Origin of the sequence: Streptomyces sp. NPDC015532, from assembly GCF_043078065.1 — a bacterium.
GTDB lineage: Bacteria > Actinomycetota > Actinomycetes > Streptomycetales > Streptomycetaceae > Streptomyces.
In genome coordinates this window covers 15058-31662 of the sequence record NZ_JBIBSY010000020.1, presented here as the reverse complement: position 1 = coordinate 31662, position 16605 = coordinate 15058, and the positions used below count along the sequence as shown (strand labels likewise).

Sequence of the window (16605 nt, the reverse complement as noted above, 5' to 3'; positions counted from 1 at the left end):
CACCGCGGGCGGACGTCGGCCGCCGGTGCGCCGGGAACCGCCGGCCGAAGGCCACCGGATCAGCCCCGCGGCAATCAGTGCATGACAAAAGTATTGCCGGGGGGCCATGATCCATCGCATGCAGCCAGAGCCCCTGCCCCTCGAAGGCATCACCGTCGTCGCCGTCGAACAAGCCGTCGCCGCACCGTTCGCGACCCGGCAGCTCGCCGATCTCGGCGCCCGGGTCGTCAAGGTCGAGCGGATCGACGGCGGCGACTTCGCGCGTGGCTACGACACCGCGGCCCGGGGCCTGGCCTCGCATTTCGTGTGGTGCAACCGGGGCAAGGAGTCCGTCGCCCTCGATCTGAAGGACCCGCGCGGGCTCGACGTCGTCCGCCGGCTCGTCGCGGACGCGGACGTGTTCGTGCAGAACCTCGCCCAGGGCGCGGCGGCGCGGCTGGGCCTGGACGCGGCGACCCTGTGCGCCGAGCATCCCCGGCTGATCGCCGTGGACATCTCCGGATACGGGCCGTCGGGGCCCTACGCCGGCAAACGGGCGTACGACATGCTCGTGCAGTGCGAGGCGGGGCTCGTGTCGGTGACCGGCACTCCCGAGCAGCCGGTGAAGGCGGGCATCCCGGCCGCGGACATCGCGGCGGCCATGTACGCCTTCTCGGGGGTCCTCGCGGCTCTGGTGCGGCGCGGCACGACCGGGCGCGGGGGCCCGGTCGAGGTGTCGATGCTGGACGCGCTCGCGGAGTGGATGGGGCATCCGCTGCACCACGCGATGCACGACGGGACCCCACCGGCTCGCACGGGCCTCGCCCACGCCGTCATCGTTCCCTACGACGCCTATTCGACGGCGGACGGCGGGCGCGTGCTGTTGTCGGTGCAGAACGACCGGGAGTGGCGGCGGCTCGCCCAACAGGTCCTGAGGCGGCCCGAGGCGGCGGACGATCCGCGTTTCGCGACGAACGCGGCGCGGGTGGTGGACCGGGAGCGCGTGGACGCGCTGGTGGCCGAGGCACTGGGCGCGCTGGGCACCGACGAGGCGGTGGCCCGCCTGGAGGCCGCGGGCATCGCCTGCGCACGGCTGAGGGACGTACGGGAGGTGGCGGAGCATCCGCAACTGGCGGCCAGGAACAGGTGGCGGGAGGTGGGATCGCCGGTCGGGCCGCTGCGGGCGCTGCTGCCTCCGATCACGCTGCCGGGCGGGGAGGACGCGCGGATGGGGTCCGTCCCGCGGCTCGGTGAGCACACGGGGGTGGTGTTGCGGGCGCTGGGCATGACGGACACGGACGTCGCCGAGCTGCGGCGGGACGGAGTGGTGCGCTGAGCCTCACGGCTCGGTGACGGTGGTGACCCGCGCTCCGGATGTGGTGATCACCGGGCGCCGCTGCCCGCCGTGGGGATGACGGACGCGGAGGGGCAGCGTTGCGCCGGTTCGGTGGAGTCGCCGGAGCGCGGGTCGTGAAGGCCGGTGACGACAGCGGTCAGCGGTCGCCGAACAGCGAGCGGCGCAGCCGCCTGAGCGGAGCGAACAGCGAGACCCGCCGCACGCGCGCACCCCTGGAGCCGCTGTCGGGCGCGTGGTCACGGGTCGTGAGCTCACGCATCAGCGACGTCGCCTCGACCGTCTCGCGCTGCGGTATGGCAGGGCCACCGAGCACCGCGAGATGTCGGTCGAGGCGCGAACTGGTCGCGCTGCTCCCGCACGTGATCGCAGGGACGCGTGCCCTGCTGCGCACCGTTATCTGTTCCATGTCACTCCCCACCCGTACAAGTCCACCCGGCCCGGGCAGACTAACCCTATCGCCCCCTCGTGGCGCGCGTGTATCCCGGACGAAGGATTCACCTTCCCCATAAGGGGGTTGACGGTCACTCTCCGAATCCAACCGTTTCCAGGGCGAGTTGGACAACCGGCGATGTTGTGGGCTGTTCTGAGCCTCCGTGAGGCTCGACGGTCACTGCGAGTGACGTCGCGTTCGTGTTCAGCTCGTCGGCGACGAGGGGCGTGTCGGCGTCGAAGAGACCGAGGGAACGCGGTTTCTCGTTGGGGCGCATGAGCCACAGCTGATGGACGCGTCCGCCGGAGGGCGTGCCGAGTCCGCTGAGTGTCACGACGGCGCGCCGCTCCGACGCGGAGGCGACTACTCCGATTCCGCGGCCCCGCGCGTCCCGTTCACCGGTCGCCCGCGCGTCCGGTGCCGCGAGAACGTGGGCGATCTCACGCGCCTGGGCGCGCTCCTGGTTCAGCTCGTCGCGTGCCTGGGTCGCCTGCACCGCGAAGAGCGCTGCGACGACGAGGGCCGCGGCGGCCGTGGCGGTGGCGAGCGGGGCGAACAGAGGGCGGAGCCGGGGGGCACGCGCCCGCGTGGGCTGATGAGCCGGCCGCGCACGGGGCACGTCCCGGGCCCCGTGCTCCTGCGGTGTCGTGCGTACGGCGGTCAGCACCCGCGCGCGCAGCGCGGCCGGCGGGGCCGCCGCCGTGGACCAGGCGAGCCGTACCGCGTCCTCGGTCAACGCGCGCACCTCCTCGGCACAGCGGTCACAGCCCTTCAGATGGCGTTCGAAGCGGCGCCTCTCGTCGCTCTCCAGCGCGTCGAGGGCGTAGGGGGCGGCGAGCGAGTGAAGATCGCGGCCCAGCAGACGGTCGAGGACGCTCATGCGGCACCCCCCTCTCTTCCGTTCGGATCACGGCCCGGCAGGCGGTCGTCGGCGTTCACGCGACTCCTCCCAGGCATTCGCGCAGGCGGGTGAGCCCGTCGCGCATACGGGTCTTGACGGTGCCCAGCGGCAGGGAGAGCCGCTCGGCGACCTCACGGTAGGTGTAGCCGTCGTAGTAGGCGAGGGTGACGGACTGCCGCTGAAGGGCGGTGAGCCGGTCGAGGCAGCGGCGGACCCACTCGCGTTCGAGCCCGGCCTCGACCTCCTCGACGACCTGGTCGAAGGCGGGGTGGTGATTGCGCCGCCCCTCGCGCTGCTCGCGTTCGGTGGCCGCGCGGGCGCTGCGCACCCGGTCGACGGCACGGCGGTGCGCGAGCGTGAGGATCCAGGACAGCGCGCTGCCGCGTCCGGGGTCGAACCGCGGCGCGGAGCGCCAGAGTTCGAGCAGCACCTCCTGCGACACCTCCTCCGACTGCGCGGGGTCCCGCACCACGCGGCGCACCAGTCCGAACACCGGCCCGGACACCAGTCCGTACAACTCCTCGAACGCCTTCTGGTCGCCTCCGGCCACCAGTACCAGTAGCTCGTCAGCCTCCACCCGTCCCCCTCTCCGGCCGTGCACGGCCCGTCCTTTCCCCTACGTCTTCGCAGCGAACGTGTCTACGGATGGGTTACGGATCAGCGAGCCGAAAACGCGTGTCCGCCGCTGATCAGTTCCTGTCTCCGAGACCGGTTCGTCCGCGTGTCCGCCGGTGACCGTTCCCCCGGTCCGCGACCGGCGCTGTCGCCCGTCGCGCGCCGACCGGTTCGGGAGCCCGCCGGGAAAGAAGCCGGCCCGTCGATGAAACAAGCTGGGAGAACCGCCGTAAAGACGTTTGGGATTCGACCAATCCACCCGGGCGACCGCTCCGAATGGCGTGCGTCAGGCAAGTTGGACAGAGGACGGACGGCATGACACCTATCTCCAGGAGCGGCGCGGGTCGCAGGACTCTCGCGACCCTCGTATGCGGTGCGCTGGCTGCCGGGGGGCTCGCGGCCGCCGGTGCGACGGCGCTGGCGCCGGGGGCGGCCTCCGCCTCCAGCCACCGGGAGGCCCCGCTGATCTCGGGCACTCCCCAGTACGACAACACGGACGTGTACGCGTTCGTCAGCCCGGACAAGCCCGACACGACGACGATCGTGGCGAACTGGATTCCCTTCGAGGAGCCCGCGGGCGGGCCGAACTTCTACACGTTCGCCGACGACGCCCAGTACGACCTCCACATCGACAACAACGGTGACGCGCAAGGTGAGTTGATCTACCGCTACACCTTCAAGACGCACCGCAAGAACGGCAACACGTTCCTGTACAACACGGGTCCGGTCACCAGCCTCGACGACCCCGACCTGAACATCACGCAGACGTACGACATCGAGCTGCTGCGGCTGCACAACCAGCGGCTGGTGTCGAAGACCAAGGTCGCGGACGACGTTCCGGTCGCCCCGTCCAACGTCGGCAAGGCGTCGATGCCGGACTACGCGAAGCTGCGCCACCATGCGATCTCCAAGCTCGCGGGCGGCACGACGACGTTCGCCGGCCAGGCGGACGACCCGTTCTTCCTGGACCTGCGCGTCTTCGACCTGCTGTACGGCGGGAACCTGACCGAGGTGGGACGCGACACCCTCAAGGGCTACAACGTCAACTCCATAGCCCTTCAGGTCCCGAACGACATGATCCGCGAGTCGGCCGGACAGCCGGTCGTCGGCATCTGGTCCACCACGCAGCGCAAGGACGCCCGCGGCCAGTACCGCCAGGTCTCGCGTCTCGGCATGCCGCTGGTCAACGAGGTCGTCAACCCGCAGAAGGACAAGGACAAGTTCAACGCGTCCGCGCCCTGGGAGGACGCCCAGTTCCTGAAGAACGTGACCAACCCGGAGCTCCCGAAGCTCATCGAGGCGATCTACAAGATCAAGGCCCCGGCCGAGCCCCGCAACGACCTGGTCGACGTGTTCCTGAAGGGGGTCAAGGGCCTCAACCAGCCGCCGAACGTGCGTCCGGCGGAGGAGCTGCGGCTCAACACCTCGATCAAGCCGGCCATGCACCCCAAGCGGCTCGGTGTCCTCGACGGCGACAACGCGGGCTTCCCGAACGGACGCCGGCTCACGGACGACGTGATCGACGCCTCGCTCCAGGTCGTCGAGGGTGAACTGGTCGGCTCCAAGAACGACTTGGGTGACGCCGTCGACAAGAACGACAAGAAGTTCGAGAAGTACTTCCCGTACGTGGCCGAGCCGACATCGGGTTCGCGCGGCGCTCTCGCCAAGGGCACGACCAGCGGGACCGACGTGCGCAGCCAGCTCGGCGACGCGCTCCAGCCGGCCGGCACCGAGGCCGGTGGCGGTACCGACACCGTGCTGATCGCGGGCTCCGCCGCGGCGGGCGCCGCCGGCATCCTGCTCATCGGCTCCGGTCTGCTGTGGTGGCGCCGACGGATGTACAACCGGGCCTACTGACACTGACCCGGCTCACCGACTGGCGCGGCCCGCACATAGTTCACCCCCCACGGTGCGGGCCGCGCCGCCCCCACCCCCCACAACGACCGTTTCGCCCAGGACTTTGAGGAGAGGGCATGTCCCCGCGTACGAACGACAACGCGACGCCGGACGCCGATAGGGCCACGCCCGCCGAGAGCACCGCGGGCGCCACGCCCACCGAGGCCACCGCCGAATCCGCCCCAGCCGAGAACACCCCGGAAGCCACGCCCGCCGAGGCCACAGCCGAAGCCGACACCGCCGAGGCTCCCGCCGAAGCAGGCCTCGCTGAGAGCACCCCGGAAGCCACGCCCGCCGAGGCCGGCACCGCCGACGCCGTGTCCGGTTCGGACGGCGCGGACGGGGCCGACCAGCGGGTGGCCGCCGTGCGCCGGCTGTCGCAGTCGCAGCGCCGCTGGCGGGCAGCTCAACTCGGATTCTGCGCGGCCGCGTTGGCCGTCGCCATGACGGCGGGCGCGGTGGTGCTCGGCGCTCTGAGGGACAGCGGAACGACTCCCGCCGTCGCGGCCGTGTCCAACGGCGTGTCACCCCAACTGCTCGCGAGCGGCGACCTCGACGCGAGCGTCCTCTCCCTCCAGGCCCATCTCCGCTCCCAGCCCAAGGACTTCGGCGGCTGGGCCACGCTCGGTCTCGCCTATGTCGAGCAGGCCCGCACCAAGGGCGACCCCTCGCGCTATCCGCAGGCGCAGGAGGCGCTCAACCGGTCCCTCCGGCTGCGCCCCGACTACGATCCGGCGCTCGCCGGACGGGCCGCCCTCGCGGCCGCCCGGCACGACTTCGCCGGCGCCCTGAAGTACGCGGACCTCGCGCTGAGGCAGAACCCCTACAGCGAACGCGCCCTGTCCTCCCGCGTCGACGCTCTCGTCGAACTCGGGCGCTACGACGAGGCGTCCGAGGCCGCCGACCTGGCGGACTCGCGGCGCCCGGGTGTCCCGGTCTTCACCCGGTTCGCCTACGTGCACGAGCTGCGCGGCGACGTGAAGACCGCCCGCCGGGTGCTGGAGCAGGCCCTCACGACGGCGACCAGCCGCGGCGACATCTCGTACGTGACGTCCGCGCTGGGCCAACTCGCCTGGAACCAGGGCGACTACCGCTCCGCCCTCACCTACTACGCACGGGCGCTCGCCGCCGACGACAGCTATCTCCCCGCTCTCGAAGGCCGGGCCCGCACCCAGGCCGCGCTGGGCGACCGCGCGGCGGCGATCAAGGGGATGGAACAGGTGGTGCAGCGCTTCCCGCTGCCCCAGCCTCTCGTCGAGCTGGGGGAGTTGTACGAGGCCCGTGGCGCGGCGGGCGACGCGCGGAAGGCCCGCGACCAGTACACCCTGGTCGACGCCTGGATCTCCCTCGCCCACGCCTACGGCGTCAACGCCGACCTCGACACCGCGCTGGCCGCGGCCGACCACGGCGACCACAAGGCGGCGCTCACGGCCGCCCGCGCCGAGTGGGCCCGCCGGCACACCGTGCACACCGCGGACGCGCTCGGCTGGGCACTTCATGTGTCGGGCCGCGACGCGGAGGCGCTTCCGTACGCGCGCCGGGCCACGGCGACCGGCTACCGCAACGCGTCCTTCCTCTACCACCTGGGCGTCATCGAGAAGGCCACCGGCCACTCGGACAAGGCCCGCACCGCGCTCAAGGCGGCCCTGGACCTGAACCCCGGCTTCTCGCCGCTGGGCGCCCGCGCGGCCCGTAAGGCGCTGGAGGCCGCGAAGTGAGGGCGCCCCGGTTCCTCGCCCTGTGCGGCACGGTCCTGACGGCGGCCTGTGCGCTCGTGCTGGTCCCCTCGGCGCAGGCGAGCGCGCATCCGCTCGGCAACTTCACCGTCAACCGCTACGACGGACTCGTCGCCGCCCCCGGGCAGTTGCGCGTCGATCACGTCGAGGACCTGGCCGAGATCCCCGCCACACAGGCCAAGCCGGACATCAAGAGGCTCGGCATGGCCGACTGGGCCCGGCAGCGGTGCGAGAGCGCCGCGCACGGCAGCAAGGTCACGGTGGACGGGCGGGCGGTGACGCTGACCGCGGGCGCGAGCCGGGCCCACCTGCGGCCGGGGCAGGCGGGACTCGACACCCTGCGCGTGGAGTGCCGGCTGACGGCGCCGCTGTCCGGCAAGGGCACGCTCACCGTGGGCTTCCGGGGCGCGGGCGCCGACCACGGCCCCGGCTGGCGCGAGATCACCGCCCGAGGCGACCGGATGACGCTCTCCTCCTCGGACGTACCGCGCGAGTCCGTCTCGGCGGAGCTGACCAAGTACCCCAAGGCGCTGCTCTCCTCGCCCTCCGACACCGCCACCGCGTCGCTGCGGATCCGCCCCGGCGGCCCCGCCCTCGTCGAGGACCGGCGCGACGCTCCGGCCGCCTCCGTGCTCCCGCGCGGCGCCGACCGCTGGACACAGGCCCTGAACGACCTCGTGGCCCGTCGTCACCTCACCTTCGGCTTCGCCGCCCTGGCCCTGCTCATCGCCGTGGGCCTGGGGGCGATGCACGCGCTCGCGCCCGGCCACGGCAAGACCCTGATGGCCGCGACGGCGGCGGCGCGCGGGGGCCGGGCCCGGTTCAAGGACGTGCTGCCGCTGGCCGCTTCGGTGACGGTCACCCACACCCTCGGCGTCGTCGCGCTCGGCCTGCTGGTCACCGCGGGCTCGGCGGCGGCCCCCTCCGTGATCGCCTGGCTGGGCGTGTCCAGCGGTGTCCTCGTCACGGCTGCGGGCGCCACACTCCTGCGGCGGGCCTGGCGCAACCGGCCCTCCGCGCACGGACCCGGACACGATCACGGACACGACCACGCGCACGGACATGATCACGCGCACGACCACGGACATCCGCACGACCACACCCACGCGTCCGCCCACGGGCACGATCACGCGCACGAACTCCCCCACGAGCACGGCCAGGACCGGGCCCCGGCCCCCGGCCCCACGCACGACCATGAGCACCCGCCCGTCCCTTCGCACGACCACGACCACGACCACATGGACGCACCGCACCGGCATGCCGGTCACAGCGCGCGCCCCCTGGTACTGGCTCATGCCACCGCGTCCGTCACGACCGGCACCCCCACCGCGACAGCGACGGCCACGGCGCCCCGCCCCCACGACCACGACCACCCCCACCCGCACCCGCACCCGCACGACCACAGTCACGACAGCGGCACCGGTCACAGCCATGACCACGACCACGACCACGCCCACGACCACCGCTCGGGAAGCACCCCCCGCTCCCCCGCCCTCGAACACACGCACGGCGGCTTCACCCACACCCATGAGATCGCCCCGACCGTCCGTGGCACGATCCTGCTCGGCTTCGCCGGCGGGCTGGTGCCCAGTCCGTCGGCGGTCGTCGTCCTCGTGGGCGCCGCGGCGCTCGGACAGGCCTGGTTCGGCCTTCTTCTCGTGCTCGCGTACGGCGTCGGCCTCGCCCTGACGCTGACGGCGGCCGGGTTCGCCGTCGTCAAGCTCGGCAGCGGCGTGAACCGCGCCCTCGCGGGGCGCCGGCAGTGGGCCGACGGACGCGTCGTGCTCCTGGTCCGCAGGACCGCGCCCCTCGGATCGGCACTGATCGTCGTGGCCCTCGGGGCCGGATTGGTGCTCAAGGGGGCGGCATCCGTACTCGGCTGAGCTACTTTTGGGGAGAAATCGCGCGGAAGCGAATGGGGGACGCACGTGTCCGAAGATCCGGGCAGTGAACGTGTGATCGCGGGGCGCTACCGGCTGCTCTCGCCCTTGGGCGAAGGCGGCATGGGCACGGTGTGGCGCGCTCGCGACGAAGTGCTGCAACGCGAGGTCGCGGTGAAGGAGGTCCGCGCCCCGGCCGGGCTTCCCGGTGCCGAGATCGAGCGGATGTACGCGCGTCTGGAGCGCGAGGCGTGGGCGGCGGCACGTATCTCCCACCGCAATGTCGTGACGGTGTACGACGTGGCCATGGAGGACGGCCGGCCCTGGATCGTGATGGAGCTGATCCGCGGCATCGCCCTCTCCGATCTGCTGGACGCCGAGGGGCCGTTGGACCCGCAGCGCGCCGCCCACATCGGCGCCGAGGTGCTCGCCGCGCTGCGCGCCGCCCACGAGGCGGGGGTCCTGCACCGGGACGTCAAGCCGGGCAACGTGCTGATGGCGAACGACGGACGGGTCGTCCTGACGGACTTCGGCATCGCGACGGTCGAGGGCAGCTCCGCGCTGACCATGACGGGCGAGGTCATCGGGTCGCCGGAATTCCTCGCCCCGGAGCGGGCGTTGGGGCGTACCCCCGGACCCGAGTCGGACCTGTGGTCGCTCGGCGTGCTGCTGTACGCGGCGGTCGAGGGCAACTCGCCCTTCCGGCAGGCCACTCCGCTGAACACCCTGCGGGCCGTCGTCGACGAACCGCTGCCGGAGCCCCGTCGCGCGGGCCCGCTCGCCCCCGTGATCGAGGGGCTGCTCGCCAAGGACCCGGCCGAGCGGACGAGCGCCGGCCCGGCCGAACACGAGCTGCGCGTGGTCGCGGCGGGCGGTACCGCGCCCACCCGGTCCATGGGTGCCGCGACCCGCCCCTCCGAGGCGCCGACGATCGGGGCGTTCGGACTGCCGGCGCCGTCCTCCGCGACACCGCCCCAGGGGTTCGGTCCGCCTGCCGCGACCCTGCCCTCGGCCGCCCCCGCGGCGGAGCCCGACCGCAACCGCCGGGCGGCCGTCGCCATCATCGCGGGCCTGGTCGCACTGGCGCTCGCCCTCGGCGGGCTGACGTACGCCCTGCTGAACCAGGACGACGGCGACGCCGGGAACACCGGGCGGGGAAACAGCAGCGGAGGCACCGGCACCACCGACGGCGGGACCTCGGGCGGTCACAAGAGCCAGAGCGCCACCGCCGGTGCGACCGGCGGCGGGAGTCCCTCCAGCAGCGCTCCCGCGGGCGGGAGTTCGACCACCGCGCCGCCCGCGCAGTCCGTCCACGTGACGCTCTCGGGCCATCACACCGAGTACCGGGGCAGCTGTCCGCCGCCCTCGGCCGAGTCTCCCTCGTTCACGGCGACGTTCACGGTGGGCCGTGTCCCGGTGGACGTCGAATACCGCTGGGTGACGAGGACGGGCGAGGTGACCGATCCGGGCTGGAAGACGCTCTCGTTCCCCGCGAACGGCGGCAGGACGCAGCAGAAGACGGTGGTGGCGACGACGTACGACACGAGCGGGGAGTTCGCCAACTCGATCAGCGTGGAGGTGCGCAGCCCGGTGCGCGTGACCTCCGACTCCGTTCCGTTCACCATCACGTGTGTGACGGAGACCCCGACGGACGGGGCCTCCGCATCCGTATCCGCGTCCCCCTGACGGGGCGGGCGGTGTCCCGGCACGGGCGGACGTTCGCCCTGCCGGGACGGGTGTTCTCTCGAAGGGTTCCGGGGTGGGGGCCCGGAGGTGTCAGACGGCTCCGGAGAAGGCCGGCAGGTAGCCGCCGGAGTGGCCGCTCGCGGTCGGGTGGTACGACACGCCGATGTCCAGCCAGTTCAGGCTGTGCAGCCAGGCGCTGCCGGAGCAGATCTCGTGGCCGGTGAAGGTGCCCCTGACGTCGGCGAACGTGAAGCCGTGTGCGGCGGCACGAGCGGCGATCGCGCTGTCCAGATAGTCGGCCGCGCCGTTGATGGCGGACCGTTCACCCTCCGAAAGTCCGGTCAGGCAACTGCCGTTGAGCTTGTAGAAGCGGGGATAGCCGATGACGACCACATGCGCGGCCGGGGCTTTCGCGCTGATCGCCGAGTAGACCGAGTCGAGCTTGCCGGGGAGCGTGGAGTCGACGTACGCCTTCGCCGTGGCGATGCGCCCGAGGCAGTTGCTCTCGGACTGCAGGACACAGGTCGTCATGACGTCCGAGAAGCCGGCGTCGTTGCCGCCGATGGTGATCGAGACGAGGCCCGTGGAGGAGCTGAGCGGGCCGAGCTGGTTCGCCAGAACATCACCCGTACGAGCGCCCGAGCAAGCGGTGAAGTCGAACGACGAGGGTGAATGCGCGGCGTTCCAGAGGTAGGGGTACGCCTTCGTGCTGCGGTCGCAGGAGCCGCTGGAGCTGATGTAGCTGCCCGCGCCGACGCCGGAGGAATAGGAGTCACCCAGCGCCACATAGCCGGTGGCGGCCGCGGTTCGCGCCTGCGCCGCGGACGCCCCGGTGAGGGCGAGGCCGACGGCCAGGAGGAGTGAGGTCATGTATGCCGAAAATCTGGGACGTCTCATGGAACCTCCCTTTAGCAGGATCTCTGCCACAACTTTGGTAGCAGCCACGCGTGTTGACAGGAAGTGTCCATGCCAAGACTCTTAACGCATCAACCGGTGGATCCGCCCCCGTTCATCACTTATTTCGCTACATGTCCATGACGGTCGGATGACCGCCGGATGACACGGGCCGACGGCACGTCAACTTCCGCGGGTCTCACCGGAAACGGCGGCCGTCCCGCACAGCGGAGCCGTAACACCCCTGGGACGACACGGAGTTGCCGTCCGCCGCCCCCGTCCGCGGCGGCGGCGGACCCGGGGTGGGACGGGTCCCGTCGCACCGCGGCCCCGCAACGGGACGGCCCCGCAACAGAGTGAGGCGGTACACCGGAAGAGCGGGACCGAGCGCGACACACGCGACGCACCGCGGAAACCGGGTGCACGGGGCGCCCTGGTGACAGATCATGGCGACATGTCTGCGAACCCACACGACGCTCTGCCGATCAGGCTCAACGTCGACGACAGCGACTCTCCGTCGGACGTCGTCGACGCCCTGTTCCTCGGCCGCTTCGCGACGGGCGAGCAGCCGCACTCGCACGCGGCGAACATCGACCGCGTACGGTCCGGGGCCACTCTGCTGCCGCCGGGCGCCCGGGTGCTGCGCTCCGCGCGCGACGACGACCGCAGCGCCACCCTCGCCGAGGGCGACGGCTGGACCCTGCTGGTGTCCCGCTGGAACCGCGGTGCCGACGTCACGGTGACCGCGACCAGTGTCGAGCTCGCCGAGAAGGTGCTGAAGCAGGCCACGGACGGCGCGGCGGACGAACCCGAACCGCAGCCGGAGAACGTCACGATGGGCTTCTGGTACGTGTCGCCGCGCCGGGGCCCGCACCGCACGACCCGGCAGATCTCCGCAGGCACCTGGGAGGAGATCCGCTCCAACTACACGGCGCCGGTGGCCGATGCCATGGACCACCTGATGAAGACGACCCCGGAGGACATCGCGGGCCGGCTGCTGCTCCTCCACGGGCCGCCCGGCACCGGCAAGACCTCCGCCCTGCGCACCCTGGCCCGTTCCTGGCGCGACTGGTGCCAGGTGGACTGCGTTCTGGACCCCGAACGCCTCTTCTCCGACGTCGGCTATCTGATGGACATCGCGATCGGCGAGGAGGACGGCACCGGCAAGGGCCGCTGGCGGCTCCTCCTGCTGGAGGACTGCGACGAACTGATCCGCGGCGAGGCGAAGCACACCGCGGGCCAGGCCCTGTCCCGGCTGCTCAACCTCACGGACGGACTGCTCGGCCAGGGCCGCAACGTCCTCGTGGGCGTCACGACCAACGAGGACCTGGAGCGCCTCCATCCCGCCGTCGTCCGCCCCGGCCGCTGCCTCGCCCGGATCGAGGTCGGATCGCTCACCCGCCGCGAGGCGGTGGGCTGGCTGGGCACCGAGGAAGGCGTCTCACGCGAGGGCGCGACCCTCGCGGAGCTGTACGCACTGCGCCGCGGGACGAGCCCCACATCGGTCCCGGACCAACGCGAGGGCGCGGACGCGGGCCTGTACCTGTAGCCGGCCCGGTCCGGACGTCGCCCGCCGCGGCTAGGAAACGTCCTCGAAGGCCGCCCGCAGGGCGTCTCGTACGGCGTCCAGCGCGGCGTCCTCCGTCAGGCCGAGCCGTCGCGCGCGCTCGGCGTAGGCCTGCGCGGCCGACGCCGCCTCGCGGGACGCGGCGTCCCCGGCGGCCGCCACGAACGTGCCGTTGCGGCCCCGCGTCTCGATCACCCCGTCCGACTCCAGGGCCCGGTAGGCCTTGGCGACGGTGTTGGCCGCGAGGCCGAGCGACTCGGCCAGCCCCCGTACCGTGGGCAGCTTGTGGCCGACCGGCAGCGCGCCGGACCGGGCCTGCTCGGAAATCTGGGCGCGCACCTGCTCGTACGGCGCGGCCCCCTCTGCGATGCGGATCTTCAGGGTCACGCGGTGATTGTCCCGTACCCGCACGAAAATGAGAGGCACCCGCACACGGCGCCCGCGTAACGTGCGACCACATGACCGTGATCGTTCGCGAACTGCGGCGCGGAGACCCGGTGGACGCCGCGGCCTTCGCGCGCATTCGTCGCCAGGCACTCCCGTTCATGCTCTCCACCCCCGAGTCCGTCGCCTACGAACGCGAACGGGCCCATCCCGACTCCCACTACCGGCCGTTGCTGGCCGAGGAGGACGGAGAGCCGATCGGCACCGCGCAGGTGGGCCTCGTCCACGACAGCCCCGAGCCCGGCCAGGGAAGCCTCAACATCTACGTGCACCCGGAACGGACGGGACGCGGCGCGGGTTCGCTGCTGGCCCGTACCGCCGAGGAGCGACTGACCGCCCTGGGCGCGACCCGGCTGCACGCCTGGGTACTGGACACACCCGGGTACCGCGCCTTCGCCGAGAAGCGGGGCTACCGCGCCGCCCGCTCGGCGCACTTCCTCCGCCTCGACCTGGCGAACGGCAGCCTGCCCCCGCTCCAGTCCACGCCGGACGGGGTGGAGTTGCGCACCGGAGCGGACTTCGCGGACGACCCGCGGCCGCTGTTCCGGCTGGACGCGGAGACCGTCCTCGACGAGCCGAGCGACATCGAGCACGAGTTCACGGACTACGACGCCTGGCTGACGGAGACCTGGCACCACCCTCTCCTGAACCATGAACTCACGTCCGTCGCGCTCGTGGACGGCCGCCCGGCGGCGTTCAGCGCGGCACGCACCGACGGCGGCACCCGCTACGGCACCGTGATGACGGGCACCGGCCGCGCCTTCCGGGGCCGGGGTCTGGCCAAACTCGCCAAGAACCACTCCCTGCACCGGGCTCGCGCCGCCGGGTTCACGGAGGCGTTCACGGGCAACGACGCCGGCAACGGTCCGATGCTGGCGATCAACACATGGTTCGGCTATGAAATCCGCGCAACGGAGGTGAAGTATGTCCGTGACCTCGGCTGACACGCCCGGCTCGCTGGAGATCGTCCTCGTCAAGGCAGGCCGTACGAAGATCAGTTACCCGGCCGAGCTGCTCGCCGACGACGGCAATCGGGTGGTCGTGCGCGCTCCCTGGGCGGGAGACGGCGTCCGTGACTTCGGCTTCGTACGGTTCGAGAAGGGTGACGTCTTCACCGAGTACTACTGGCGGGACCGCTGGTACTCGGTGAAGGAGGTCCGGGACGCGGCGGGTGAGCGCAAGGGCTGGTACTGCGACATCACCCGTCCGGCCACCCTCACCGGAGGCCGGCTGGTCGTGGAGGATCTCGACCTCGACCTGTGGCGCTCGGCCGACGGCACGGACGTACGGCGCCTGGACGAGGACGAGTTCGCGGAGAGCGGTCTGGCGACCACCGACCCGGCCGCCGCGGCCGCCGCCGAGAAGGCCCTGGACGACCTCGAACACCTGGCCCGCGAGGGCGGCTTCGAGGCCCTGCTGACGTAACCGCGACGCAGCCGGCGACACGGCGGGACGCGCCGCTCGGTAACAGGCCCCCTCGTTGACCGGCGCCGATGGAACGGCGCCGGTCGAGGAAGCACGCCGCTCGACGAAGGGCACCGCTCGACGGAGCCCGAGCACGCCTCTCGGTGAAACGGGCCGCTCAACGGAACCCGAGCACGCCTCTCGACGAAGCCCAAGCGCGCCTCTCGGCGAGAGGCACCGCTCAGAAGCGGGCCACCACCGCGTACCGCTCGTCCTCGACGTCCCGGCCCCACAGCCGCGCGTCGGCCGACAACTGCTCCACCCGCAGGTCGGCGTCGTCGGACAGCAGGGGCCGGAGCAGGGTGACCATCCGCTCGGCGGATATACCGACCGGGCTCACGGTCCCCCACACACCCTCGATCAGCACCAGCCGCCCTCCCGGGCGCAGCAGCCCGCGCCAGTGGCGCAGCACGCGCGCGGGATCGGGCAGCGTCCACAGCACATGGCGGCTGAGCAGGACGTCGAACCGCTGCTCTCCGACGGGCGGCGCCCCCGCGTCACCGACGAGGAAGGCCGCGTCGCGCCCGGCCAGCTTGGCGCGGGCCTGGTCGATCATGCGCGGCGCGAGGTCGATCCCGGTGACCCGGTGCCCCTGCTCGGACGCGACGAGCGACAGGCTGCCGGTACCGCAGCCCACGTCGAGCAGATCGCCCGACCTCTCGGGCAGCCAGTCCCGCAGCCGGGCGACCCAGGCGCCGCGGACCTCGGGATCACGCATCCCGTGGTCGGGTTCCTCGTCGAACGTGCCGGATTCCGCGTCCCAGTCGACGCCCGCCCCTGGAGTGGTTCCACCGTCGTTCACCATGCGTTCCACGATGTCACCCACCACTGACAATCGGCCCCGCGCCGATCACGGACGGCCGAGGGTGACCGGCGCCACAGACATTTCGCGACCGATGAGGAACTCTCCCCCAAACGGTCTACCTCCGTACAACCGCGGAATCCGGTAGACGCGAGGAGGCAGCCATGCGCCGTGTAACCGTGCAGAAGCCCCTGAGGAAGTCGGACTCCCGCCGTGTACGGGACGAGCCCGACGAGCGCCCCGCGGAGCGCCCGGAGGTCCGGAAGGACATCGCGCGCACCTGGTGGCCGGACGGCTGAGCCGGCGCGCCGGGCACGGCGCGCGTTCCGCCGGTTGAGCGGCGGGCGGTGAAGCCCCGCGGTCGGCCTGCGGTGAGCGCCTGCCGGCCGCTCACCGTGGATCCCGTCAGACCGACAGACCGTCAGACCAGCCGCTTGCGGTAGTGGATCCGGTCGTACGGCCCGTCCGCGCGCCGCTCGGCCACCTCGTACCCGTAGCGCGGGTAGATCTCCTGGTTCTCCCACATCATCGCGTTCGTGTAGAGCCTGATCTCGTCCAGCCCGAGCGCCCGCGCGTGTGCGTCCACGAAACGCAGCAACCGCCCGCCGATGCCCTGGCGGTGGGCATCGGGCCGGACCGCGATGATGTCGAGATACAGATGGTCCGGGCGCTCCTCGACGACCACGAGCCCGAGAACCGGATCGCCCGTGACGAACACCCGTCCCGCGGCCACGTTCGCCGCGTGGTCGGCCTCCATGGGCACCGGCACGAGCCCGATGCGCTCCACGTAGGGCTGGAACGCGGCATCGATCACGGCTTTCACGACGGGCACGTCGCCGGTACCGGCCATCCGCACGCCGAACTCCTCCGCCGTCTCCCCTGACTCCCCGCGCATCCCGCATCCCCCACCTGATCGCAGCCACGTACGCCCCTCTGTATACCGAACGGCTCCAG

At 72.1% G+C, this 16605-nt stretch carries 16 protein-coding genes; 9 read left to right on the top strand and 7 right to left on the bottom strand.

The genetic code is table 11. The features are described 5' to 3' along the window. The first annotated feature begins 106 nt into the window (after positions 1-106). Positions 107-1315: a CaiB/BaiF CoA transferase family protein gene (locus tag ACF07B_RS38020; protein WP_392182275.1), complete on the top strand. Its 1209-nt coding sequence runs from the start codon at positions 107-109 to the stop codon at positions 1313-1315. A 157-nt stretch (positions 1316-1472) separates the two neighbouring features. On the opposite strand, the gene ACF07B_RS38015 is transcribed toward ACF07B_RS38020, so the two are convergent. The 3 genes from ACF07B_RS38015 to ACF07B_RS38005 form a co-directional block, all read right to left on the bottom strand. Then, positions 1473-1742, bottom strand: coding sequence for a hypothetical protein (locus ACF07B_RS38015; protein ID WP_369486249.1), 270 nt, complete (start codon positions 1740-1742; stop codon positions 1473-1475). Positions 1743-1857: 115 nt separating this feature from the next. Continuing rightward, positions 1858-2646, bottom strand: a complete 789-nt coding sequence (locus tag ACF07B_RS38010; RefSeq protein WP_392182274.1) for an anti-sigma factor domain-containing protein — start codon at positions 2644-2646, stop codon at positions 1858-1860. A gap of 55 nt (positions 2647-2701) precedes the next feature. Then, positions 2702-3244, bottom strand: coding sequence for a sigma-70 family RNA polymerase sigma factor (locus tag ACF07B_RS38005; protein WP_392182273.1), 543 nt, complete (start codon positions 3242-3244; stop codon positions 2702-2704). A gap of 353 nt (positions 3245-3597) precedes the next feature. Between ACF07B_RS38005 and ACF07B_RS38000 the strand changes: the two genes are divergently transcribed. The 4 genes from ACF07B_RS38000 (at position 3598) to ACF07B_RS37985 (ending at position 10480) form a co-directional block, all read left to right on the top strand. After that, on the top strand, positions 3598-5139 hold the full coding sequence (locus ACF07B_RS38000) for a DUF4331 domain-containing protein (RefSeq protein ID WP_362400321.1): 1542 nt from the start codon (positions 3598-3600) through the stop codon (positions 5137-5139). Positions 5140-5255: 116 nt separating this feature from the next. Next, a complete protein-coding gene (locus ACF07B_RS37995) occupies positions 5256-6896 on the top strand; it encodes a tetratricopeptide repeat protein (RefSeq protein ID WP_392182272.1) in 1641 nt (546 codons plus the stop codon). Then, positions 6893-8797 carry a sulfite exporter TauE/SafE family protein gene (locus tag ACF07B_RS37990; RefSeq protein ID WP_392182271.1) on the top strand — a complete coding sequence of 635 codons (1905 nt, stop codon included), beginning with the start codon at positions 6893-6895 and terminating at the stop codon, positions 8795-8797. Before ACF07B_RS37995 ends, ACF07B_RS37990 begins: the two co-directional genes overlap by 4 nt. Before the next feature lie 45 nt (positions 8798-8842). Further along, positions 8843-10480 (top strand): protein kinase, encoded by a 1638-nt coding sequence (locus tag ACF07B_RS37985; RefSeq protein ID WP_392182270.1) that lies wholly within the window; start codon positions 8843-8845, stop codon positions 10478-10480. Positions 10481-10570: 90 nt separating this feature from the next. Here ACF07B_RS37985 and ACF07B_RS37980 read toward each other — a convergent pair whose 3' ends face one another. Then, positions 10571-11377 carry an SGNH/GDSL hydrolase family protein gene (locus tag ACF07B_RS37980; RefSeq protein ID WP_369486360.1) on the bottom strand — a complete coding sequence of 269 codons (807 nt, stop codon included), beginning with the start codon at positions 11375-11377 and terminating at the stop codon, positions 10571-10573. 451 nt (positions 11378-11828) lie between these two features. On the opposite strand from ACF07B_RS37980, the gene ACF07B_RS37975 reads away from it, so the two are divergent. Then, positions 11829-12923 carry a DUF5925 domain-containing protein gene (locus tag ACF07B_RS37975; RefSeq protein ID WP_369486359.1) on the top strand — a complete coding sequence of 365 codons (1095 nt, stop codon included), beginning with the start codon at positions 11829-11831 and terminating at the stop codon, positions 12921-12923. A gap of 30 nt (positions 12924-12953) precedes the next feature. On the opposite strand, the gene ACF07B_RS37970 is transcribed toward ACF07B_RS37975, so the two are convergent. Beyond that, a complete protein-coding gene (locus ACF07B_RS37970) occupies positions 12954-13328 on the bottom strand; it encodes a GntR family transcriptional regulator (protein ID WP_328454120.1) in 375 nt (124 codons plus the stop codon). Positions 13329-13399: 71 nt separating this feature from the next. On the opposite strand from ACF07B_RS37970, the gene ACF07B_RS37965 reads away from it, so the two are divergent. Continuing rightward, entirely contained in the window at positions 13400-14329 is a 930-nt protein-coding gene (locus ACF07B_RS37965; RefSeq protein ID WP_384235784.1) for a GNAT family N-acetyltransferase, read from the top strand. Beyond that, positions 14310-14810: a DUF402 domain-containing protein gene (locus ACF07B_RS37960; protein WP_369486356.1), complete on the top strand. Its 501-nt coding sequence runs from the start codon at positions 14310-14312 to the stop codon at positions 14808-14810. The genes ACF07B_RS37965 and ACF07B_RS37960 overlap by 20 nt, the downstream gene beginning before the upstream one ends. A gap of 220 nt (positions 14811-15030) precedes the next feature. Here the strand turns inward: ACF07B_RS37960 and ACF07B_RS37955 are convergent, their stop codons facing one another. Beyond that, positions 15031-15654: a class I SAM-dependent methyltransferase gene (locus ACF07B_RS37955; RefSeq protein ID WP_392182269.1), complete on the bottom strand. Its 624-nt coding sequence runs from the start codon at positions 15652-15654 to the stop codon at positions 15031-15033. Positions 15655-15815: 161 nt separating this feature from the next. On the opposite strand from ACF07B_RS37955, the gene ACF07B_RS37950 reads away from it, so the two are divergent. Beyond that, a complete protein-coding gene (locus tag ACF07B_RS37950) occupies positions 15816-15950 on the top strand; it encodes a hypothetical protein (protein ID WP_263974428.1) in 135 nt (44 codons plus the stop codon). 122 nt (positions 15951-16072) lie between these two features. Here ACF07B_RS37950 and ACF07B_RS37945 read toward each other — a convergent pair whose 3' ends face one another. Then, positions 16073-16546 (bottom strand): GNAT family N-acetyltransferase, encoded by a 474-nt coding sequence (locus ACF07B_RS37945; RefSeq protein ID WP_392182268.1) that lies wholly within the window; start codon positions 16544-16546, stop codon positions 16073-16075. Positions 16547-16605 lie beyond the last annotated feature (59 nt).